This window comes from Amycolatopsis sp. cg5 (assembly GCF_041346955.1).
Lineage (GTDB): Bacteria > Actinomycetota > Actinomycetes > Mycobacteriales > Pseudonocardiaceae > Amycolatopsis.
In genome coordinates this window covers 4,916,363-4,933,803 of the sequence record NZ_CP166849.1, presented here as the reverse complement: position 1 = coordinate 4,933,803, position 17,441 = coordinate 4,916,363, and the positions used below count along the sequence as shown (strand labels likewise).

At 71.1% G+C, this 17,441-nt stretch carries 17 protein-coding genes; 12 read left to right on the top strand and 5 right to left on the bottom strand.

Going from position 1 to position 17,441, the window contains the following annotated elements; genetic code table 11:
- The first annotated feature begins 9 nt into the window (after positions 1-9).
- From AB5J62_RS22150 to AB5J62_RS22095, 12 genes are all read left to right on the top strand, one after another.
- Positions 10-450, top strand: coding sequence for a phage tail protein (locus tag AB5J62_RS22150; RefSeq protein ID WP_370941814.1), 441 nt, complete (start codon positions 10-12; stop codon positions 448-450).
- Positions 447-815 carry a hypothetical protein gene (locus AB5J62_RS22145; RefSeq protein WP_370941813.1) on the top strand — a complete coding sequence of 123 codons (369 nt, stop codon included), beginning with the start codon at positions 447-449 and terminating at the stop codon, positions 813-815. The genes AB5J62_RS22150 and AB5J62_RS22145 overlap by 4 nt, the downstream gene beginning before the upstream one ends.
- Positions 816-963: 148 nt before the next feature.
- On the top strand, positions 964-1,746 hold the full coding sequence (locus tag AB5J62_RS22140) for a DUF4157 domain-containing protein (protein ID WP_370941812.1): 783 nt from the start codon (positions 964-966) through the stop codon (positions 1,744-1,746).
- Positions 1,747-1,748: 2 nt separating this feature from the next.
- Positions 1,749-2,444 (top strand): LysM peptidoglycan-binding domain-containing protein, encoded by a 696-nt coding sequence (locus AB5J62_RS22135; protein ID WP_370941811.1) that lies wholly within the window; start codon positions 1,749-1,751, stop codon positions 2,442-2,444.
- On the top strand, positions 2,441-4,075 hold the full coding sequence (locus AB5J62_RS22130) for a phage baseplate assembly protein V (RefSeq protein WP_370941810.1): 1,635 nt from the start codon (positions 2,441-2,443) through the stop codon (positions 4,073-4,075). The genes AB5J62_RS22135 and AB5J62_RS22130 overlap by 4 nt, the downstream gene beginning before the upstream one ends.
- Positions 4,076-4,084: 9 nt before the next feature.
- On the top strand, positions 4,085-4,423 hold the full coding sequence (locus AB5J62_RS22125; protein ID WP_370941809.1) for a hypothetical protein: 339 nt from the start codon (positions 4,085-4,087) through the stop codon (positions 4,421-4,423).
- A complete protein-coding gene (locus AB5J62_RS22120; RefSeq protein ID WP_370941808.1) occupies positions 4,420-4,809 on the top strand; it encodes a GPW/gp25 family protein in 390 nt (129 codons plus the stop codon). Before AB5J62_RS22125 ends, AB5J62_RS22120 begins: the two co-directional genes overlap by 4 nt.
- Positions 4,806-6,926: a putative baseplate assembly protein gene (locus tag AB5J62_RS22115; protein ID WP_370941807.1), complete on the top strand. Its 2,121-nt coding sequence runs from the start codon at positions 4,806-4,808 to the stop codon at positions 6,924-6,926. The genes AB5J62_RS22120 and AB5J62_RS22115 overlap by 4 nt, the downstream gene beginning before the upstream one ends.
- Positions 6,923-8,509, top strand: a complete 1,587-nt coding sequence (locus tag AB5J62_RS22110; protein ID WP_370941806.1) for a phage tail protein — start codon at positions 6,923-6,925, stop codon at positions 8,507-8,509. The genes AB5J62_RS22115 and AB5J62_RS22110 overlap by 4 nt, the downstream gene beginning before the upstream one ends.
- Before the next feature lie 16 nt (positions 8,510-8,525).
- Positions 8,526-10,511, top strand: a complete 1,986-nt coding sequence (locus AB5J62_RS22105) for a hypothetical protein (RefSeq protein WP_370941805.1) — start codon at positions 8,526-8,528, stop codon at positions 10,509-10,511.
- Between the two features lie 5 nt (positions 10,512-10,516).
- Complete coding sequence (locus AB5J62_RS22100; protein WP_370941804.1) at positions 10,517-10,705, top strand: hypothetical protein; 189 nt, start codon at positions 10,517-10,519, stop codon at positions 10,703-10,705.
- Between the two features lie 2 nt (positions 10,706-10,707).
- Positions 10,708-13,125 (top strand): hypothetical protein, encoded by a 2,418-nt coding sequence (locus AB5J62_RS22095; RefSeq protein ID WP_370941803.1) that lies wholly within the window; start codon positions 10,708-10,710, stop codon positions 13,123-13,125.
- A gap of 441 nt (positions 13,126-13,566) precedes the next feature.
- Here AB5J62_RS22095 and AB5J62_RS22090 read toward each other — a convergent pair whose 3' ends face one another.
- From AB5J62_RS22090 to AB5J62_RS22070, 5 genes are read right to left on the bottom strand one after another with little or no spacing between them, the layout of a single operon-like run.
- Positions 13,567-14,040 (bottom strand): tRNA (cytidine(34)-2'-O)-methyltransferase, encoded by a 474-nt coding sequence (locus AB5J62_RS22090; protein WP_370941802.1) that lies wholly within the window; start codon positions 14,038-14,040, stop codon positions 13,567-13,569.
- Positions 14,040-14,429, bottom strand: a complete 390-nt coding sequence (locus AB5J62_RS22085; protein ID WP_370950315.1) for an acyl-CoA thioesterase — start codon at positions 14,427-14,429, stop codon at positions 14,040-14,042. Before AB5J62_RS22085 ends, AB5J62_RS22090 begins: the two co-directional genes overlap by 1 nt.
- 37 nt (positions 14,430-14,466) lie before the next feature.
- Positions 14,467-15,387: a TAXI family TRAP transporter solute-binding subunit gene (locus AB5J62_RS22080; protein ID WP_370941801.1), complete on the bottom strand. Its 921-nt coding sequence runs from the start codon at positions 15,385-15,387 to the stop codon at positions 14,467-14,469.
- Positions 15,384-16,775 carry a sensor histidine kinase gene (locus AB5J62_RS22075; protein WP_370941800.1) on the bottom strand — a complete coding sequence of 464 codons (1,392 nt, stop codon included), beginning with the start codon at positions 16,773-16,775 and terminating at the stop codon, positions 15,384-15,386. The genes AB5J62_RS22080 and AB5J62_RS22075 overlap by 4 nt, the downstream gene beginning before the upstream one ends.
- Positions 16,775-17,440, bottom strand: coding sequence for a response regulator transcription factor (locus tag AB5J62_RS22070; RefSeq protein ID WP_370941799.1), 666 nt, complete (start codon positions 17,438-17,440; stop codon positions 16,775-16,777). Before AB5J62_RS22070 ends, AB5J62_RS22075 begins: the two co-directional genes overlap by 1 nt.
- Between the last annotated feature and the right edge of the window lies 1 nt (position 17,441).

Genomic DNA, 17,441 nt, shown 5'->3' with positions numbered 1-17,441 from the left:
GAGAGGGAAATGGCTCAGACAGGTCAGCGGGTCGATCCGTTCCGCAACTTCAACTTCCTCGTCGAACTCGACGACATCGCCGAGGCCAGCTTCAGCGAATGCACCGGGCTCAGCTCGGCCACCGAGGTGATCGAGAACCGCGAAGGCGGCGACAACACCACGGTGCGGAAACTGCCCGGCAAGACCAGCTACGGCGACCTCACCCTCAAACGCGGGCTCACCGGTTCGCGGCTGCTGTGGGACTGGCGCCAGCAGATCGTCGACGGCAACGTCGTGCGCAAGACCGGCGCGATCGTGGTGTTCGACCTGGCCAACCAGACCGAGGTGGCGCGGTGGAACTTCGTCCGCGCGTGGCCGTCCAAATGGGAGGGCCCGGCGTTCAACGCCAAGGGCAACGACATCGCGATCGACACGCTCGTGCTCGCCCACGAGGGGCTGACCAGGGTATGAGCACGCTGAGCACGGAGATCGGCTTCGAGCTGCCGAAGGGCTACGTCGGCAAGGACGGCGGCCTGCACCGTACCGGCGTGATGCGCCTGGCGACCGCCGCCGACGAGATCTATCCGCTCAAGGACCCGCGCGTGCGCAACTGGCCCGCCTACCTGATCGTCATCCTGCTTTCGCGGGTGGTGGTCAAGCTCGGCGCGCTCGAGGAGATCAACGCGGGCGTCATCGAGGGGCTCTTCTCGGAGGACCTGGCGTACCTGCAGGACCTCTACAACCAGGTCAACGGGCTGACGCCGCGCGTGGTCGGCGTCGACTGCCCGCACTGCGGCCGCGGGCACCAGGTGGAGGTGGCGCCGCTGGGGGGATAGCGGGCTACCCCCTGGACCGGGTCCACCAGGAGGCGGCCTTTCTCGGCAGACATGTGCACTGGACCCTCACCGAGGTGCTCGGCCTCGACCACACGCAACGGCTGCGCTGGGTGCGTGAGGTCGCGGAGCTGGTGGAGGGAGAAGACAGGTGAAGACGCTGGGTGAACGGCTCGACGCGGCCGCGCACGCGCTCGCCGGCCGGCACGCGCCGGTCGAGCCCGCCGGTGGCCGGTTCGCGCCCGTGCTCCGCCGCGCGGAGCACTTGTCGGCCGGTTTCGGGGACCGGTTCGACCGCTCCGAGACCCCGATGGCTCCTCTGGTGCGCCCGCATCGTGCTCCCGAGACGGCCGAGCGGCCTGCCGCGGCCGAAGTGGAACCGTCCGCAGTGGATCCACCGGAGCCGGGTCGGCCGGTCCCCGCGGATGTCCGTGCTCGGTTGCGCGAGATTTCCGGGCCTGGCGCGGAGGTGCTGCGGGTGCACGACGATCCCGCCGCGGACGCGGTCGCCCGCGAACATCGGGCGGACGCCGTCACGACCGGTTCGGACGTCTACTTCCGCGAAGGCAGATTCCGGCCGGACGAGCCCGCCGGGTTCGGTCTCCTCGCCCACGAGACCACGCATGTCAGCGCGCATCTGGAGCCGGGCAAGGCACAGCGGCGAGCCAGTGCCGGAGGGATCGCCGCCGAGGAAGCCCTCGCGTCGTCACGCGAGTTCGAGGCCATCGCGCCAGGGCAGACCGCCGCGACACCACCCACGCCGAGCCTTGGTAAGCCGCCGTCGGTACCGGCGGCCCAGACGCCGATGACCGCGCCGGCCGACCGGGACGTGCCGCCCGCCACGCCGGCGCCGCTCGACCTCGGTGAACTCCGCCGAGGCCTGATCGACGACGTGATGCGCCTGCTGCGCACCGATTTCGAACGGGGAGGCTGAGCATGCTGCCGGGAAACACCCCCTCGCGCGCGGTCGGCAACGAGCTGGCCAAGGCGCTGCTCATCGACACCACCACCGGCGACGGCCACTCGGTCATGTACAACCCCGAGGAGCTGAAACTCGACCAGGGCAACACTTTCGCCGAGGTCGGCATCCCCGGGCTGGACGCGCCGCCGCTGCAGTACGTGCGCGGCAAGTCTCGCGTCCTCACCATGGAGCTGTTCTTCGACACCTACGAGATCCCGGCCGACGTCCGCGAGCACACCGAGCCGATCGTCCGCCTGCTCGACAAGCGACGGCAGACGCACGCGCCGTCCGTGCTGCTGTTCCTGTTCGGCCGCATGCAGTTCCGGTGCGTGCTGGTCGAAGCGAGCCAGCGCTTCACGCTCTTCTTCCGCGACGGGACGCCCGTGCGCTCGACCATGACCGTCCGCCTGCAGGAGTACGTGGAGGCCCAGATCGAGATCAAGCAAGGCGTGTTCTTCGGCTCGCCGACCGTCTCGGCCGTGGTCGGCGCCGCCGTCTCCGGCCGGTCGACCGTGCACATGACCGTCGCTGGCGACACCCTGAGCGGCCTGGCCGCCGCCTACCTCGGCGACGCCGGGCGCTGGCGGCAGATCGCCGAGGCCAACCGGATCGAGGACCCGGCGCACCTGCCGCCCGGCCGGTCGCTGGTGATCCCGGGAGGCGGATCATGACCTTCGCGCCCCGGTTCGAGGTCCGCCTCTCCGGCGTCACGCTGGCCGCCGACCTCACCGAGCACATCCTGTCGCTGGAGGTCGAGACCGACCTCGACCTCGCGGGGTCGTTCAAGATCACCCTGCACAACGCCGACAACACCCTGCTCGACTCGGCGCTGCTCGATCTCGGCAAGACCGTCGAGATCCACCTCGGCTACGGCGACGAGCTGACCCCGGCGCTGCTCGGCGAGATCGTCTCGATCGAGCCGTCGTTCCCGAAGGACGGGCCGCCGACGATCACCGTCTCCGGCTTCGACAAGTCGTACAAGATGCGCCGCGTCCAGCCGGAGGCGACCGAGTACCGGTTCATGAACGACAGCGTCATCGCCGCCAGGATCGCGGTGGAGAACGGCCTGATCCCGATCGTCGACCCGACACCGGGCCTGCCGAAGCAGGCGATCAAGGTCGAGAGCGACATGGCGTTCCTGAAAGCGCGGGCGCAGCAGTACTTCTTCGATGTCTACGTCGACTGGGACAAGCTGTACTTCCAGCTGCCGCGGCCGCAGTTCAACGCGCACGTGCTCGAATGGGGCCGTAACCTCACCGCGTTCCGGCCGCGCATCTCGGCAGCCGGGCTCGCCGGGCTGCAGATCGTCCGCGGCTACAACCAGGAGCTCGCGCAGACCATCTACGGCGCCGCGCTGGCCGCCGACTTCGACATGGACAACCTGGTCGAGCGGATCGGCAGCTCGGCCGTCGACCTGCTGATGTCACTGGCACGCAAGGGAATCCGCAAGCAGACGATCGAGAATCCGCTTGACGCGATGGTGCTCGCGAAGTCATTGCTCGCCGACCTGCTGGAGGGCATGTACGAGGGCGCCGGATCGTGCATCGGCATCCCCGACCTGAAGGCGGGCCGGTACGTCACGATCCAGGGTGTCGGGCGGCGGTTCAGCGGGACCTACCGGGTACGCAAGGTCACCCACCGGATCGACGGCAACGGCTTCACCACCGAGTTCTCGATCACCCAGCGCGGGCATTCGAGCCTGACCGGCCTGCTGCGCAAGCACATCTCCGAGCTGCCGTCACCGAACCAGCCCGAGCGGTTCTACGGCGTCGTGGTCGCCGAAGTCCAGGAGAACAACGAACTGCTCGACGTGCCGCCGCAGGTCCCGATCGGCAGGGTGAAGGTGTCGTTCCCCGGGCTTTCGGACAACTTCACCAGCGGCTGGGCGCCGTGCGCGCGGCCGATGGCAGGCAAGGACATGGGCTTCTACGCGCTGCCGGAGAAAGGCGACCAGGTGCTGGTCGCGTTCGAGCACGGCGACCTGACGAAGCCGTTCGTCATCGGCAGCCTGTGGACGGTGAAACAGCTGCCACCGGCGTCCAATGTGGACGGAATGAACAGCAAACGGGTGCTCAAGAGCAAGGCGGGGCACACGATCACCTTCGACGACACGCTCGGCGTCGGCAAGGTGACCGTCGAGGACAAGCTGGGCAGCTCGGTCACGCTCGACTCGGTGACCCGGTCGGTGACCATCAGCTCGGCGGGCAACCTCACGATCAAGGCCGTCGGGACCATCAGCCTCGAAGCCTGCGGCGGCATCACGAAGATCTCGATGACACCGTCCACAGTAGACGTCACCTGAGGGGGAGCGATGGCGAACGTGCTCACCATGGACAGCACCGTGACCTGCGGCCACCTGCCGCCGGGCAGGCTGCGGCCGACCAGCGCCGCGAAACTCACGGTGCTGGGCTTCCCGGTGCTCGTCGAGTCGGGGATCGCGGTCATCGGGCCGGGATGCACGGCCAAACAGGCGGGTGACGTCCCGTGCGTCAAGACCGGGCCGATCACTGCGGGGCGGTCGGTGAAACTCAGGGCGGGTGGCATGCCGGTCATGCTCTCGACGCTCGTCGGCAAGACCGCGGGGACCAGCGGCGGGGTGCCCGGGTCGCTGACGGTCGTGGCCGCGCAGCTCAAGCTGGTGGCGTCATGAGCGAGCGGTTCCACGGCAGGGGACTCTCGTTCCCGCTACGTGTCAACGAAAATGGGCTCGGCGAGTCCGCGGGCGTCGCGAAGGTCGAGGAGTCCATCCGGATCATCCTCGGCACCCGCTGCGGCGAACGGCTCATGCGCCCGCGCTTCGGCTGCGACCTGCACAGCCTCGCGTTCGCGCCGAACAACGCCTCGACCGCGAACCTCGCGCGCTATCACGTGACCGAGGCGCTGACCCGCTGGGAACCGAGGATCGAGGTGCTCGAGGTGACGGCCGTGAACGACAACCTCGGCGCCGCGCTGCTGATCGACATCCGCTACCGGCTGCGCGTCACCCAGGACGTGCGCAACCTCGTCTACCCGTTCTACCTGGAGCGTGCGCGATGACCTCACCTTCGCGGCGCGGGCGGATCGTCCCGCCGGACCTCGACGACCGGACCTGGCAGGACCTGGTCGAACAGATGCGCGCGCTCATCCCGAAATACGCTCCACAGTGGACCGACCACAACCCGAGCGACCTCGGCATGACGCTGATCGAGCTGTTCGCGTGGCTCGGCGAGGGCGTGATCTACCGGCTCAACCAGACACCGGTGAAGAACCACCTCGCGGTGCTGAACCTGCTCGGTGTCACCAGGAATCCGCCCGCTCCGGCGCGGACGTACCTGACCTTCGCCTCCGGCGCCGGCCGGGTCGTCGTGCCCGCCGGGACACAGGCGCAGAGCGCGGCGCGGGAGGGGCAGTCACAAGCCATCGTGTTCGAGACCGACCAGGACGTCGCCGTGCTGCCGACCACGTGGAAGGCCGCGCTGCTGATCGGGCCGTACGCGGCGGGAGCGGCCGCGAGCCAGTACGACGAACTGGGCGCGACCCTGATCGGCCCGCCGACGGGCCGCTACCTGCTGCGGGTCCCGCCCGGTCAGACGGTCCAGCTGTGTCTCGGCTTCGACCGGCGCGTCGCGGACGAGTTCGCCATCGGCCACCGGCTGGCGCACCCGGCGACCGCCCCGGTTTCCGTGCAGTGGACGCATTCCAAGGACACGGTCGAGCCGATGGCGTGGCCGGCGCTCGCGGCCGTCACCGATGGTACCGACGCGCTGCACCGCGACGGAACGGTCCGCCTGACACCGCCGGACAGCTGGACCGCGCAGCGTGCTTCCGGGCCGCCCGCGCTGAAGCCGTGGACCTCGGTGACCCCGCGCGACCCGGCCGCCGCGCCGGCCGATCCGCTGTTCTGGCTCGGCGCCCGCGTCTCGAACCCGGGCACGAGCGCGCTCGCGATCGAGGTCGACCGGCTGCTGTTCAACGCGGCGCCTGCGCGCACGGCGCTGACCATCCGCACCCCGGAGATACTCGGGCAGAGCACCGGCGAGCCGTTCCAGGTCTTCCAGCTGTCGAAAAGCCCGCTCTGTCAAGGAACCGACGGGCTGGTGATCCAGGTCGGCACCGGCAACCCGCCCGTCTGGCAGGACTGGACCCGCGTCGCCACGCTCCCGCACGGGCCCGGCCGCGTCCACCTGGCCGACCCCGTCACCGGCGAGATCCGGTTCGGCGACGGCGAACACGGCTCGATCCCGGCGGCGGGCAGCGTGATCAGGGCGGCGGGCTACCGGCACGTCGACGCGGGCGCGGCGGGCAACGTCGCGCCGGGCCAGGTCAGCGTGCTCGGCACGACCCCCGCGGGCGCGTTGCCCGCCGGGATCACCGGGGTGACCAACGCCGGGCCGGGGCTGGACGGCGCCGACGAGGAGCCCGTCGAGGACACGGTCCGCCGCGCGCCCGCGGAATTCCGGGCCCGCGACCGCGCGGTCACCGCGGAGGATTTCGAGCTGCTGGCCACCGAAGCCGGTGACAACGTCGCGATCTGCCGCTGCCTGAGCCCACGGTCCAAAGGCGACGATCCGTGGACCTACGCCGGGATCGTCAGGGCGCCCGGCTCGGTCACCGTGATCGTCGTACCCGATCAGGGCATCACCGTGGCGCGCCCGGAGCCGGCGCAGGAGCAGCTGCGCGAGATCCGCGCCTACCTCGAACCGCGCCGGGAGGTGACCGCGCACCTGGAGGTGCACGGGCCGCGGTACCTGCCGGTGATCGTCAACGTCGAGCTGGTCGTGTGGCAGGAGGCGATCGACGCGGGAGCCGACCAGAACCAGGTCCGCGCGGACATGCTCGCCGCGATCGGCCGGTTCCTGCACCCGACCGCGGGCGGGCCGGGCGGCGCGGGCTGGCAGATCGGGCAGCCGGTGCTCACCTCGGACCTGCTGCGCGCGATCGCGCCGCCGGAAGACCTCGGCTACGTCTCGGTCCTGCAGGTCCGGCCCGACATCCCGGCGTATCACTTCCCGCCGCTCAACCCCGACGGCACGGCGGCCAACTACGACCAGGACACCGAGCGGCCGTTCCGGCTCTCCCCGTTCGGCGCCTCGGTGCGGGCCGCCGACTACGAGCTCGTGTGCGCCGCGGCGGACGGCGCGCACACGATCAAGGTCACGGTGCAGAGCGCATGACCGGCGGCTACCTCCGGTATCTCCCGCCGGTGCTGTGGGACGAGTCCGGCGAGCTCCCGCTCGGCGCGCTACTGCGGATCTTCGAGAAGGTGCTGACCGGGGTCGACGACGACCTCGAGCTGGCGCACGGCGACCACACGCACGGTCCGCTGACCGGCGAGATCGAGCGGCGCGCCGGTGTCTTCGATCCGTGGGCCACGCCCGCGGAGTTCCTGCCCTGGCTCGCTTCACTGGCCGGGGTCGACTTCCCGGCACCGCGCGGCGCCGATCTGTGGGACGAGTACCAGCGGCGCAAGGTGGTCGCCGAGATCGCGAAACTGCACCGCCTCCGTGGCCGCAAGCTCGGGCTGAGCCGGTATCTCGACCTGCTCGGCGCCGGCCAGGCGCGGGTCGCGCTCGACGACGGCACCCGGCTGCTGGCCGTCGCACCGGGATCGGGCCGGACCACGGGGCTGGTCACGAAAGGGCCGGTGGTCGTCGGCCGAGAAGTCCGCTCCGAAGGCGTGACCAGGCCGTGGTGTGTGACGACCGCGCCGGACGGCGGCCTGATCGTCGGTGACCTCGGGCTGCCGGACGGGCTCGCGGTCCAGCTGAAGAACCGCGTGTGGCAGCTTGACGCGTCGGGCAGCAGACCACAGCCGATCGCCAAGTCCTCGCTCACGCTGACCAGGGTCGTGGCCGTCGCCGTCCGCAAGAACCCGGACACGCTGTACGTGCTCGACCGGACCGGGCGGCTGCAAGCCGTGCCCGCGCCGTTCCGCACGGGCACCGCGACCCAGCTGACTTCCCTCGTCAGCGGCGGCACGACGCTGGCGCCGGTCGCGATGGCCGTAGACGCGGCGGGTGACCTGCTGGTGCTCGATCGCGGCGACGGCCCCGGCACGCCGAACCCGCCCAAGATCATCACGATCCGGCCGTCGCCGCTCGCGGTCACCCGCACGCCGCTGCGCACGGTCCGCGAGCCGTTGTCGCTGGCCGTCGAGCCGGACGGGACACTGCTCATCGGCGACGGCGGCGTCCAGGAACCGGAGAATCCCGCGCAGTTCCCCGGAAATCTGGTCAAGGTCGACCGCCGGACTCCCGTGTGGACGGAGACGACGCTGCTCCCGGCGGCCAATCCGCTGGTCGCGCCGACCGGTCTCGCCCGCACCCGCGACGGCTCGCTGTACGTGCTCGACGCCGGTCTGAAGCCGTTTTCGCCGTCGACGACCGACCCGTACATCTGCCCGGCGGCCGAGCACGCCGCCGTGTTCCGCATCGGGCAGGGCCGCGCGGATCGGATCACCGAACCCGGCCAGTTCGTCTATCCGACCGGCATGGTGGCCGACGGCGACCGCCTGATCGTCTGCGATCCCGGCCAGCCCGCGGGTGGCTGGCCTTCCGTCGACCCGCGGCTGCTGCTGAGCCGGGTCCGGCCGTTCCAGTTCGACGTCGTCATCCACTTCGCGCAGCCGAACCTGCCCGCCGACCAGGACGCCAGGCGCCTCGCGCTCAACCGGGCGGTGGTCACCATCCGGGCCATCGTCGACCGCCAGAAGCCCGCCCACACCGGGTGGAACCTCGTGACCTCGATTTTCTCGTGACCGAAAGGAGCCGGTGATGCTGCGGCGAACCGAATACTGGAATGTCAGCACCGGCACTGTCCGCAGTGGAGCGACCGGGCACGGCGAGAGCGTGACCGACGTCGAGGACTACCTCATCCCGCTCGACCGGGCCCGCACGTCCGGCCTGCACGGCTGGGGTGTCGCGGCCGGTCTGCGCGTGACGGCCACCGTCGGCACGGCCGGGGTGACCGTGCTGCCCGGCATGGCGGTCGACGCGGCGGGGAACGCGGTCGTGCTGGCCCCCGGCGGGCTGGCCGTGGTCGATCCGACCGTCGACCCGGATCAGCTGCAGAACGTGCCGACGGTGCCGGTGGAGGTGACCGGAGTCGGCGTCGCCACCGCGCCCGGTGACTTCCTGCTGACCCTGACCTGGCGGGAAGTGCTGGGGGACAACACAGTGGCGAACGCGCCCGCGCTGCTGCACGCGCCGTGGCTGCGGCTGGTCGCCGCCGCCGGGTTCGCCGACACCGGCAAGCAGATCGTGCTCGCCGGGGTGACCGTGGACGCGGACGGCAAGGTGGCCACGGTGACCGCGGGCCTGCGCCATCCCGTCGGCCTGCCCGCGGGGAAGGTCGAGCTGCGCATCCCGCGTGCGCGGCGCGACGGCACGGCGTTGACCGCCGACCAGGGCGCCGCGGCCGAACTGGCCGCCGACGCGGACGGCAACGTCGTGCTCTCGCTGTCCGGCGACGTGCCGCGCAAGGCGCTGACGGTGGAGGCCGCGACCGGCCGCGTCGACCTCTTCGGCGAACTGTCGTTCGGCGGGCTGCCCGCGGTTTCACCGGACGGCGGCCGGTTGGTGCTGAACAAGAACAAGGCGTTCGCGCGTGGCATTTCCACGCCCGGCAGCCTGGCCGCGGGTGGGCTGAACGTGGGCGGCGCGAACGGGGGCGCGGACCTCGGCGCCGGCAACCTCGGCGTCGCGGGCTGGCTGCGGGTCGGCGGCAACACGACGCTGTCCAACGCGATGCTCGCCGTCATCGACAACACGCCCGAGAACACCTGGAACACGGCCGCGTTCTTCAAACCCGCGTGCGGTCCTCATTGGAGTCACGTGCACTGGGGCACGACCGGCGACTGGTACATCCGCTCGTCGGCCGCGGGTGGCAAGGTGGTCCTGCAGGACTCCGGCGGCCGGGTCGGCGTCGGCACCAGCTCGCCCGCGACGACCTTGGACGTGGTCGGCACGATCGGGCTCAACAACCGCGTCGCCGTCTCCAGCGGCGACTCCTACCTGCGGCTCAACCAGAACGGCCAGTTCGCGTCGGGTGTGCACACCCCGGGTGTCTTCTCGTCGACCAGCCTGAACGTCGGCGGCGCGTTCGGCTGGGGCAACCCGGGGCTGGGCAACCTCGCGGTCACCGGCCGGGCCTGCATCGGCACCGAGGACACCGGCCTGGCCAGGCTCACGGTCAAGGGCAACGGCACGTCGCACGCCATCTGGGCGATCGCCGACGGCGACCGGGCCGGGATCTGGGCGATCGGCAGGCCTGCCGGGATCTTCTGGGGCAACGTCGACATCCGGGGCACGCTGACCAAGGGGGACAACCAGTTCCGGATCGACCATCCGCTCGATCCGGCGGGCAAGGTGCTGTGCCATTCGAACGTCGAGAGCGACGAGATGAAGAACGTCTACGACGGCGTGGCCGAACTCGGCGCCGACGGCACCGCGACCGTCGCACTGCCCGAGTGGTTCGAGGCGCTCAACGAACGGTTCCGCTACCAGCTCACCCCGATCGGCCGCGCCGCGCCCGGCCTGCACATCGCGACCGAGCTGACCGGGAATCGGTTCGGTATCGCGGGCGGCGAGCCGGGTGACAAGGTCTCCTGGCAGATCACCGGAGTCCGCCATGACGTCTACGCGCGGGCGCACCCGCTGGTCGTCGAGTCCGAAAAGGACGAAGCGGACCGGGGCAGCTACCTGTTCCCGGAACTGCACGGCGAGCCCGTCTCACGGGCGATGGGATATGTGGAGAGGTGATCGAAATGCTGGATCTGCTGGAGGAGAGGCTCGCGGAGCTGAAGCGCGAGTACCAGGTCGGCGACGGACGGCTCCGCGAGCTCACCCGCGAGGAGGTCGAACTGCGTGAGACGTTGCTGCGGATCAGCGGCGCCATCCAGGTGCTCGAGGAACTGCGGTCCAAGAACGGCTCCGAAGAGCTGACGGTGGGGTAGCGGTGAACGGTCCCGTGCACGCCCGTGAGCAGGCTCCCGCTCCGCCGATCTCGGACGCCGTGGCGGTCCCGGGCAGACCGGCCGCGGAACCGCGCTACGAGTGGGTCGACGAGACCGGCAAGAAGAAGCAGGGCACCGCCGCCGAGCTGGCCGACCAGCGCAAGCAGGCGGAAGGCCGGGTCGGGCGCGGACTGCGCAAGGCCAAGGACCACGCCGAAACCAACCGCTCGACCCACGAGTGGTTCATGAAGGAGGTGCACGGCACCGCCGAGTCGCTCGGCGACGTCTTCCGCCGGCCCGGCTCGCTGGTCGGCATCGCCGTCGACATCCGCTCCGGCGTCGTGCCACCGCCCATCGGCATGTGGAGCCACGCCATCCGCGCCGCCAAGGACGGCGAACGCGCGCTGGCGGAAGGAAACCTCCGCGAGGCGGCCCGCCTGCTCGCCAAGGCCGACCGCGACTACCGCGACAGCGTCCGCGAATGGAACGCCTACATGGACGCCATCCAGAAAGGCGGCCAGAAACTCGTCGGCGAGCTGGAGGTGGTCCGCGACGTGTCGTTCGCCATCGCGATCACGGCCGCGGTCATCCTCGCCGCCCCAGTGGTGGCCGGTGGCGTGGCCTGGGCGGGCGCGACCGGCACACTGGCGACCGCGGGCACCGCGCTGGGCACCGGCGCGGTCGGCGCCGCCGCGGGCGCGGGACTGCGCTCGGGTGCGTCGGCGGCAGGCCAGAAGATCGTGCACGGCAAGGTGTCCGGCAAGGAGGTCGCGAGCGAAGCCAAACGCGGCGCCCGCGAAGGGTTCGTCACAGGCCTCACCGCGGGCGCCGGCCACGGCCTCGGCGCCGCGAGCGGCCAGGGCGCGTCCTTCGGCCAGCAGGTCGTCCGCCGGGCGGCGGTCGAAGGCAGCGCCAACGCCGTCGGCCAGGCCACCGACGCGGCACTGCAAGGCAAATCGACGGGCGAGGTACTCGAAGCGGGCGGCGCGGGTTTCGCCACCGGCGTGGTCACCGCACCACTCGGCACGGCGGGCGCGAAGCTCGCCTCGGGCGGCCGCCCGGCACTGGGCAAGGCCGTCGGAGTCGGCGGTGCGGCGGTTCTCGCGGGCGGCGGCACCCTCGCCGCGGGCGGCACCTGGCAGGACGCCACGACCAACGCCTCGATCGCCGCGGGCACGGCCGCCGCTCTCGGCGCGGCCAAGCAGCCTGCCCGGCGCGTCCGCGTGGCCACGCACGAGAAAGTACGCGTCGCGACCGAAGAGCCACACGTCCAGACCGAGAGCGCCGCTCTCCACGAAGAGACGGCACCGAAGCGCGCGGCGAGAGCCCGTGCGCCCGAACCCGTCACGGAACACCCGCCCGCCCCGCAGTCGGCCCCACAACAGGCTCCGCAAGCCGCCCCGCCCGCGCCGATCGACCGTGTCGCCGCTCAGGAGAACGTCGTCGACGCGAAACGGAACCAGCTCTTCGCGGCCGGAACCCGGGCCAGGAGCGCTTCCGCGGCGGTGTCCCGGAAACAGCGCGACCTCACCGCCGCCGGTCGCCGGCTGTCCGAGGCCGAAACCCGCCACCAGGAGGCGCGCACGCAAGCCGAGGCCGCGGAGGCCGCCGTCGAAACCGCCAAGCCAGGCGCGAAAAGACCCGCCATCAGCGCCAGAAAAGACGCCAAAGCCGAACTGCGCAAGGCAGCCTCAGACCTCACCGCCGCCCAAGAAGCCCACACGAAAGCCGATGAAGGCTTGCAAGCGGCGAAGACAAGACTGGCGACGAGCAAGGCACGCTTCAAAGCACGCGCCGCCGAACTCAAGACGTCCAAGGAGCACCTCGAGAACGTCAAGAAGTGGGTCACCGAGCCCGGCGAGGCCCCACGCCAGCGCCGCGGCGAACCGTTCAGCGAGAAGAACCGCAGACCGAACCTCAGCGACTTCAAGGACCTCCCCGCCCACCCGGTCGAGCGAGCGGACGCCCCGCACGACCCGAACGCCCGCGTCCGCGTGTTCAAGAACGAGGTACGCAAGGACCTACGGGCCGAGCACGCGGCCCTTTACGCCGAGCTGCAAGCGAACCCTGACAAGGCCAAAGAACTCGGCCACGTCTACGAGCGCATGATCGGCGAAGACCTCACCCGAGGCGGCAACGCACCGAGAATGCGCTCCGACGCGGGCGACAAGCTCCGCATCAGCGACCACGGCGTCCACGAGTTCACCGTCGAGGGCGAGATCTCCGACGGCAAGCTCGACCAGCTCTGGCGCGACCTCCTCACCCCGACCCCCGGCGCCAGGGTCGCCCGCGACACGGCCCTGCTCACGGTCCCCAAGCTGACCCCCGACTCCGGCAACCGCCTCGCGCGCATGGCGGCGGCCTACGAAAACCTCACCGGCCGCCGCCCCCTCATCGTGGTCCGCGAAACCGCCCCCTGACCACCCAGGGGTCGTGAGTGTTTTCGCCGGTTATTGGGCGGAAACCCAAACGTGGCGTGATGGGCGTGAGTGCGACTTGCTGAGAATCAGCGGCCGCAGGTCTGACGGAGTTGCTTGGGGGACACCTGGCGGCCCACAAGCAACTCCGTTGGCCCATGCTCGCCGACTCCTCGACCACGCCATCTCGGACCTACCGCTCAAATAGCCCACGACGCTCACGACCCCAAGTCCCACAAGTCAAGCACGTTGACTGAGGGGAATTTGAGACGTTGAACGACCCATTTCGCACTCAGTCAACCTGCTTGACCTTTGCAGCAGGTGGTCAGACGCAGCGAACGGAAGAATCTGGCCATACAACGTCCAGATTCTTCCGTTCGCGAAGATCAACGCGCCCGTCGGACCGCGCCACCTTCGACCTTCCGCTCAATAGAACCGGCCGGATCACTCACGACCCCGCTGGTGGGTGAAGCCGTGCTGGCGCCAGGCCTCGTAGACGGCGATGGCGGCGGTGTTCGCCAGGTTCAGCGAACGCGAGGTCGACAGCATCGGCAGCTTCAGCCGATCGGTGATCTCAGGCGAGTTCTGCACGGACGCGGGCAGCCCGGCCGACTCGGGCCCGAACATCAGCACGGCACCGGGCTCGAACGCCACATCGGTGTACATCCGCGTCGCCGTCGCGCTGAACGCGTACACCGGAGCTGGCAGCAGCGCCGACCAAGCGTCGGCCAGTGTCTTGTGGACGGTCACCCTGGCGAGATCGTGATAGTCCAGCCCCGCCCGCTTGAGCTGCTTGTCCTCGAAGTTGAAGCCGAGCGGCTCGACGAGGTGCAGCTCGCTGCCGGTGTTGGCGGCGAGGCGGATCGCGTTGCCGGTGTTGGGCGGGATTTCGGGCTGGTAGAAGAGGATCCGGAACATCAGCCGAGCACGCTCGCGTAGGTCTTGCGGACGGCTTCCGGCGCCGGGGTCTTCGCCATCGACGACGGGTCGACGAACACGTAGCGCACGACCGCGGACGCGAGCAGCTCGTTGGCGCGGTGGATCTCGCAGTCGAAGATCAGCGAGGTCGTGCCGAGGTGGCTGACGTAGCCGCTCACCACGAGGTCGTCGTCGAACCGGGCGGACGAGCGGAACTTCAGGGTCGCCTCGGCGACCACCACGTCGGCGCCGTGCGCGTGGAACGCCTCGTGCGAGCCGAACAGCGTCTTCTCGATCTCGAAGCTGCACATGTCCACGTAGGCCAGGTAATGCGCGTTGAACACGATGCCCTGGCCGTCGCACTCCTGGTACCGCACCCGCAACGGCATCCGGACGACGGCTTCTCGCTCACTCACGCGCCTTAACTTAGCCGTGCAGCTTCCGGTAGGTGATGGCCGCGCCCGGATGCAGCGGGACGGTGCCGGTGCCGATCAACGTCCGCACGTCCAGGAACTGGGTGCCGATGGCCTGCGCGGGCACCAGGTCCGCCGCCCGGTTGACGAGCACGCCGACCACCGCGGCCGCCACGTCTTCGGGCAATGATGGGCTGCTGACCAGCAGGTTCGCCACACCGATCGTCGGCAGCTCGCCGACACCGGAGTACGCGCCCGCCGGCACCCTGACCTGGTCGTAGACCGGGCCGAACTCCGCGCGCAGGCCCGGCAGCACGCTGTCGAGCGGGATCAGCCGGATCGGGGTCGTGCGGTGCAGCTCGGCCAGCGCCGGGGTCGGGATGCCGCCGGACCACAGCTGCGCCGAGATCCGGCGGTCGCGCAGCGCGGCGATCGCCTCGGTCAGCGGCAGGTGCCGGACGTCGGCCTTCAGCCCGGCCTTCGCCAGCAGCCGCTCGCCGAGGAACGCCGCGCCGGAACCGCCGGCGCCCAGCGAGACTGTCCGCCCGGCGAGGTCGGCGAGTGTGCGGATGTCGTCGTCGGCGCGGACCACGAGCTGGATGTAGTTCTCGTAGACGCGCCCGAGCGCGAGCAGCCGCGCGTCGCCCGCGTACGCCTGCGCGACATCGGTCGACATCAGGCCGAGGTCGGCTTGGCCTTCGCGGACCTGCCGGACGTTCGCGACGCTGGCCTCGGTCGCGACGGCCCTGCACTTGAGGCCTGGCTCGGCGCGGCTCAGCTCGGCCGCGAGCACCTCGGCGAACGCCAGGTAGAAGCCGCCGCTCTCGCCTGCCGCGATCGTCACGGACCGCTCGGGCCCGCGGTAGGCGCCGGTCGAACACCCGGTCAGCATGGCGAGCCCGCCCAGCATCGCCGTCCGCCTGGAAATCCTCATGCGCGCTCCTCGGCCAGCGGCAGCGTGACCCACACGGCGAGCCCGGACGGCGGCGCCGCGCGCAGTTCGAGGTCGCCGCCGCGAGCGAGCACGAGGTGGTGCGCGATCGACAGGCCGAGCCCGGTGCCGCGCGGCGCGCCGTCGCGACCGGCACGCCAGAACCGTTCGGTCGCCTTCGCACGCTCCTCTGTGGACAGTCCGGGTCCGTCGTCGCGCACCACCAGGCGCGCTTCGACGCCGTCGGTCTCCCACTCCGTCTCGATGTGCGCGCCGCGGCCCGCGTAGTGGACGGCGTTGTCGAGCAGGACGTCCAGCACCTGCGCGAGTTCGGCTTCGGGACAGCGCACCAGCACCGGCTCGTCGTGTCCCGCCGGAGGCTGGATCGACGCGCCCGCCTGGTCCGCCGACGGACGCCACGCGTCGACGCGCTCGGCGAGCACCGTCGCGAGGTCGCACGGCTCGTCGTCGTGCCCGCCGGCGAGCCGGGTGGCCGTGCTTTCCGCCAGCGCCAAGGCGAGCAGACCGTCCAAAAGGGACTCCAGGCGTTCGACCTCGGCCACGGCCGCGCGGTAGGCGCGCTGGCCCTCGTCGTCGACGCGGGTCGCGAGCGAATCCACTCGCAGCCGCAGCGCCGCCATCGGGTTGCGCAGCTGGTGCGACGCGTCCGCGACCAGCCTCCGCTGCTGCTCCGACGCTTCGACGACCGCGTCGGACATGAGGTTGAACGAGGTCGCCAGCGACCGCAGCTCGCGGGGCCCGGCCCGCGCGGGCACCTGCGAATGGTGCCCGGCGGTCACCGCGAGCACGCCGTCTTCGAGATCGTGCAGCGGCCGGACCATCCAGCGCGCCAGCACGACCGCGAGCAGCACGAACACCGCCGCCGCCAGCAGCGCGCCCGCCGCGATCAGCCCCCACTGCGCGGACACGTCCGCCGCCGCGGCCAGCACGGAGGCACGCAGCACCACCACGCCGGCGACCCGCGTGCCGGTGCCGACCGGCCGCGCGAACAACGCGGGCTCGGCCGACCACGGCTCGATCGTCGGCGGCGCCGGGCTGCGCTGGTTCCGCAGCGTCGCGTCGATCAGCTCGCGCACGTCATCGGCGGCCAGGCCACCCGCGGAGGCGAGCGGTGTCTTTCGGGTGTCGACCACGAGCACGGCCTCGCCGTAGAGCGACGCGTACCGCGTGGCCTCGGCGGCTAGCGTCGTCGTGTCGCCCGCGTCCACGGCCTGCTGCGCCAGCACGACGAACCGGTCGACGTCCGCCGACCGCGCGATCAGCAGGTCCTGGGTGCGCCGCTCCGCCGTGCTCGACAGCAGCGGGAACGCGAAGGCCGCGACCACGGCGAGCGCCATGGCCACCAGCACGACCAGCAGCCGCGCGCGCATCAGCCGCCCAGCCGGTAACCGAAACCGCGGATCGTCGCCAGCAGCCCCGGCCGGTCGAGCTTGGCACGCAGCTGCGTGAGGTGGACGTCGAGCGAGCGCGAGACGGCGAGGTACGCGTCGCCCCACACCTGGTCCATCAGCTGCTGGCGGCTGACCGCCGTGCCCGGCCTGGCGGCGAGCACGGCGAGCACCTCGAACTCCTTGGTGGTCAGGCCGATCTCGGCGCCGCCGACGGTCACCCGGCGCGCGCCGAGGTCGATCTCGACATCGCCGAGCACGACGAGGTCCGCGGCGGGCGCCGCCTTCGCGCCCGCCCGCCGCACCACCGCGTCCATCCTGGCCAGCAGCTCGGCGAGCCGGATCGGCTTGCCGAGGTAATCGTCCGCGCCCAGGCGCAGGCCGCGCACGACGTCACGTTCGTCGTCACGCGCGGTGAGCACCAGCACGGGCACGGCCGACACCTGCCTGACCTTGCGCAACACCTCGAGCCCGTCGATGTCGGGCAGCGTGAGGTCGAGCAGCACCAGATCGGCGTCGCGGTGCCGGGTCAGCGCGTCGCTGCCCCGGCGCACGCTGGTCACGGCGTGCCCGCGCGCCTGCAGGGAGTCGGCCAGCGCGTCGGCGACACCTTCGTCGTCTTCGACCAGCAGGACCCGCACGCGCATG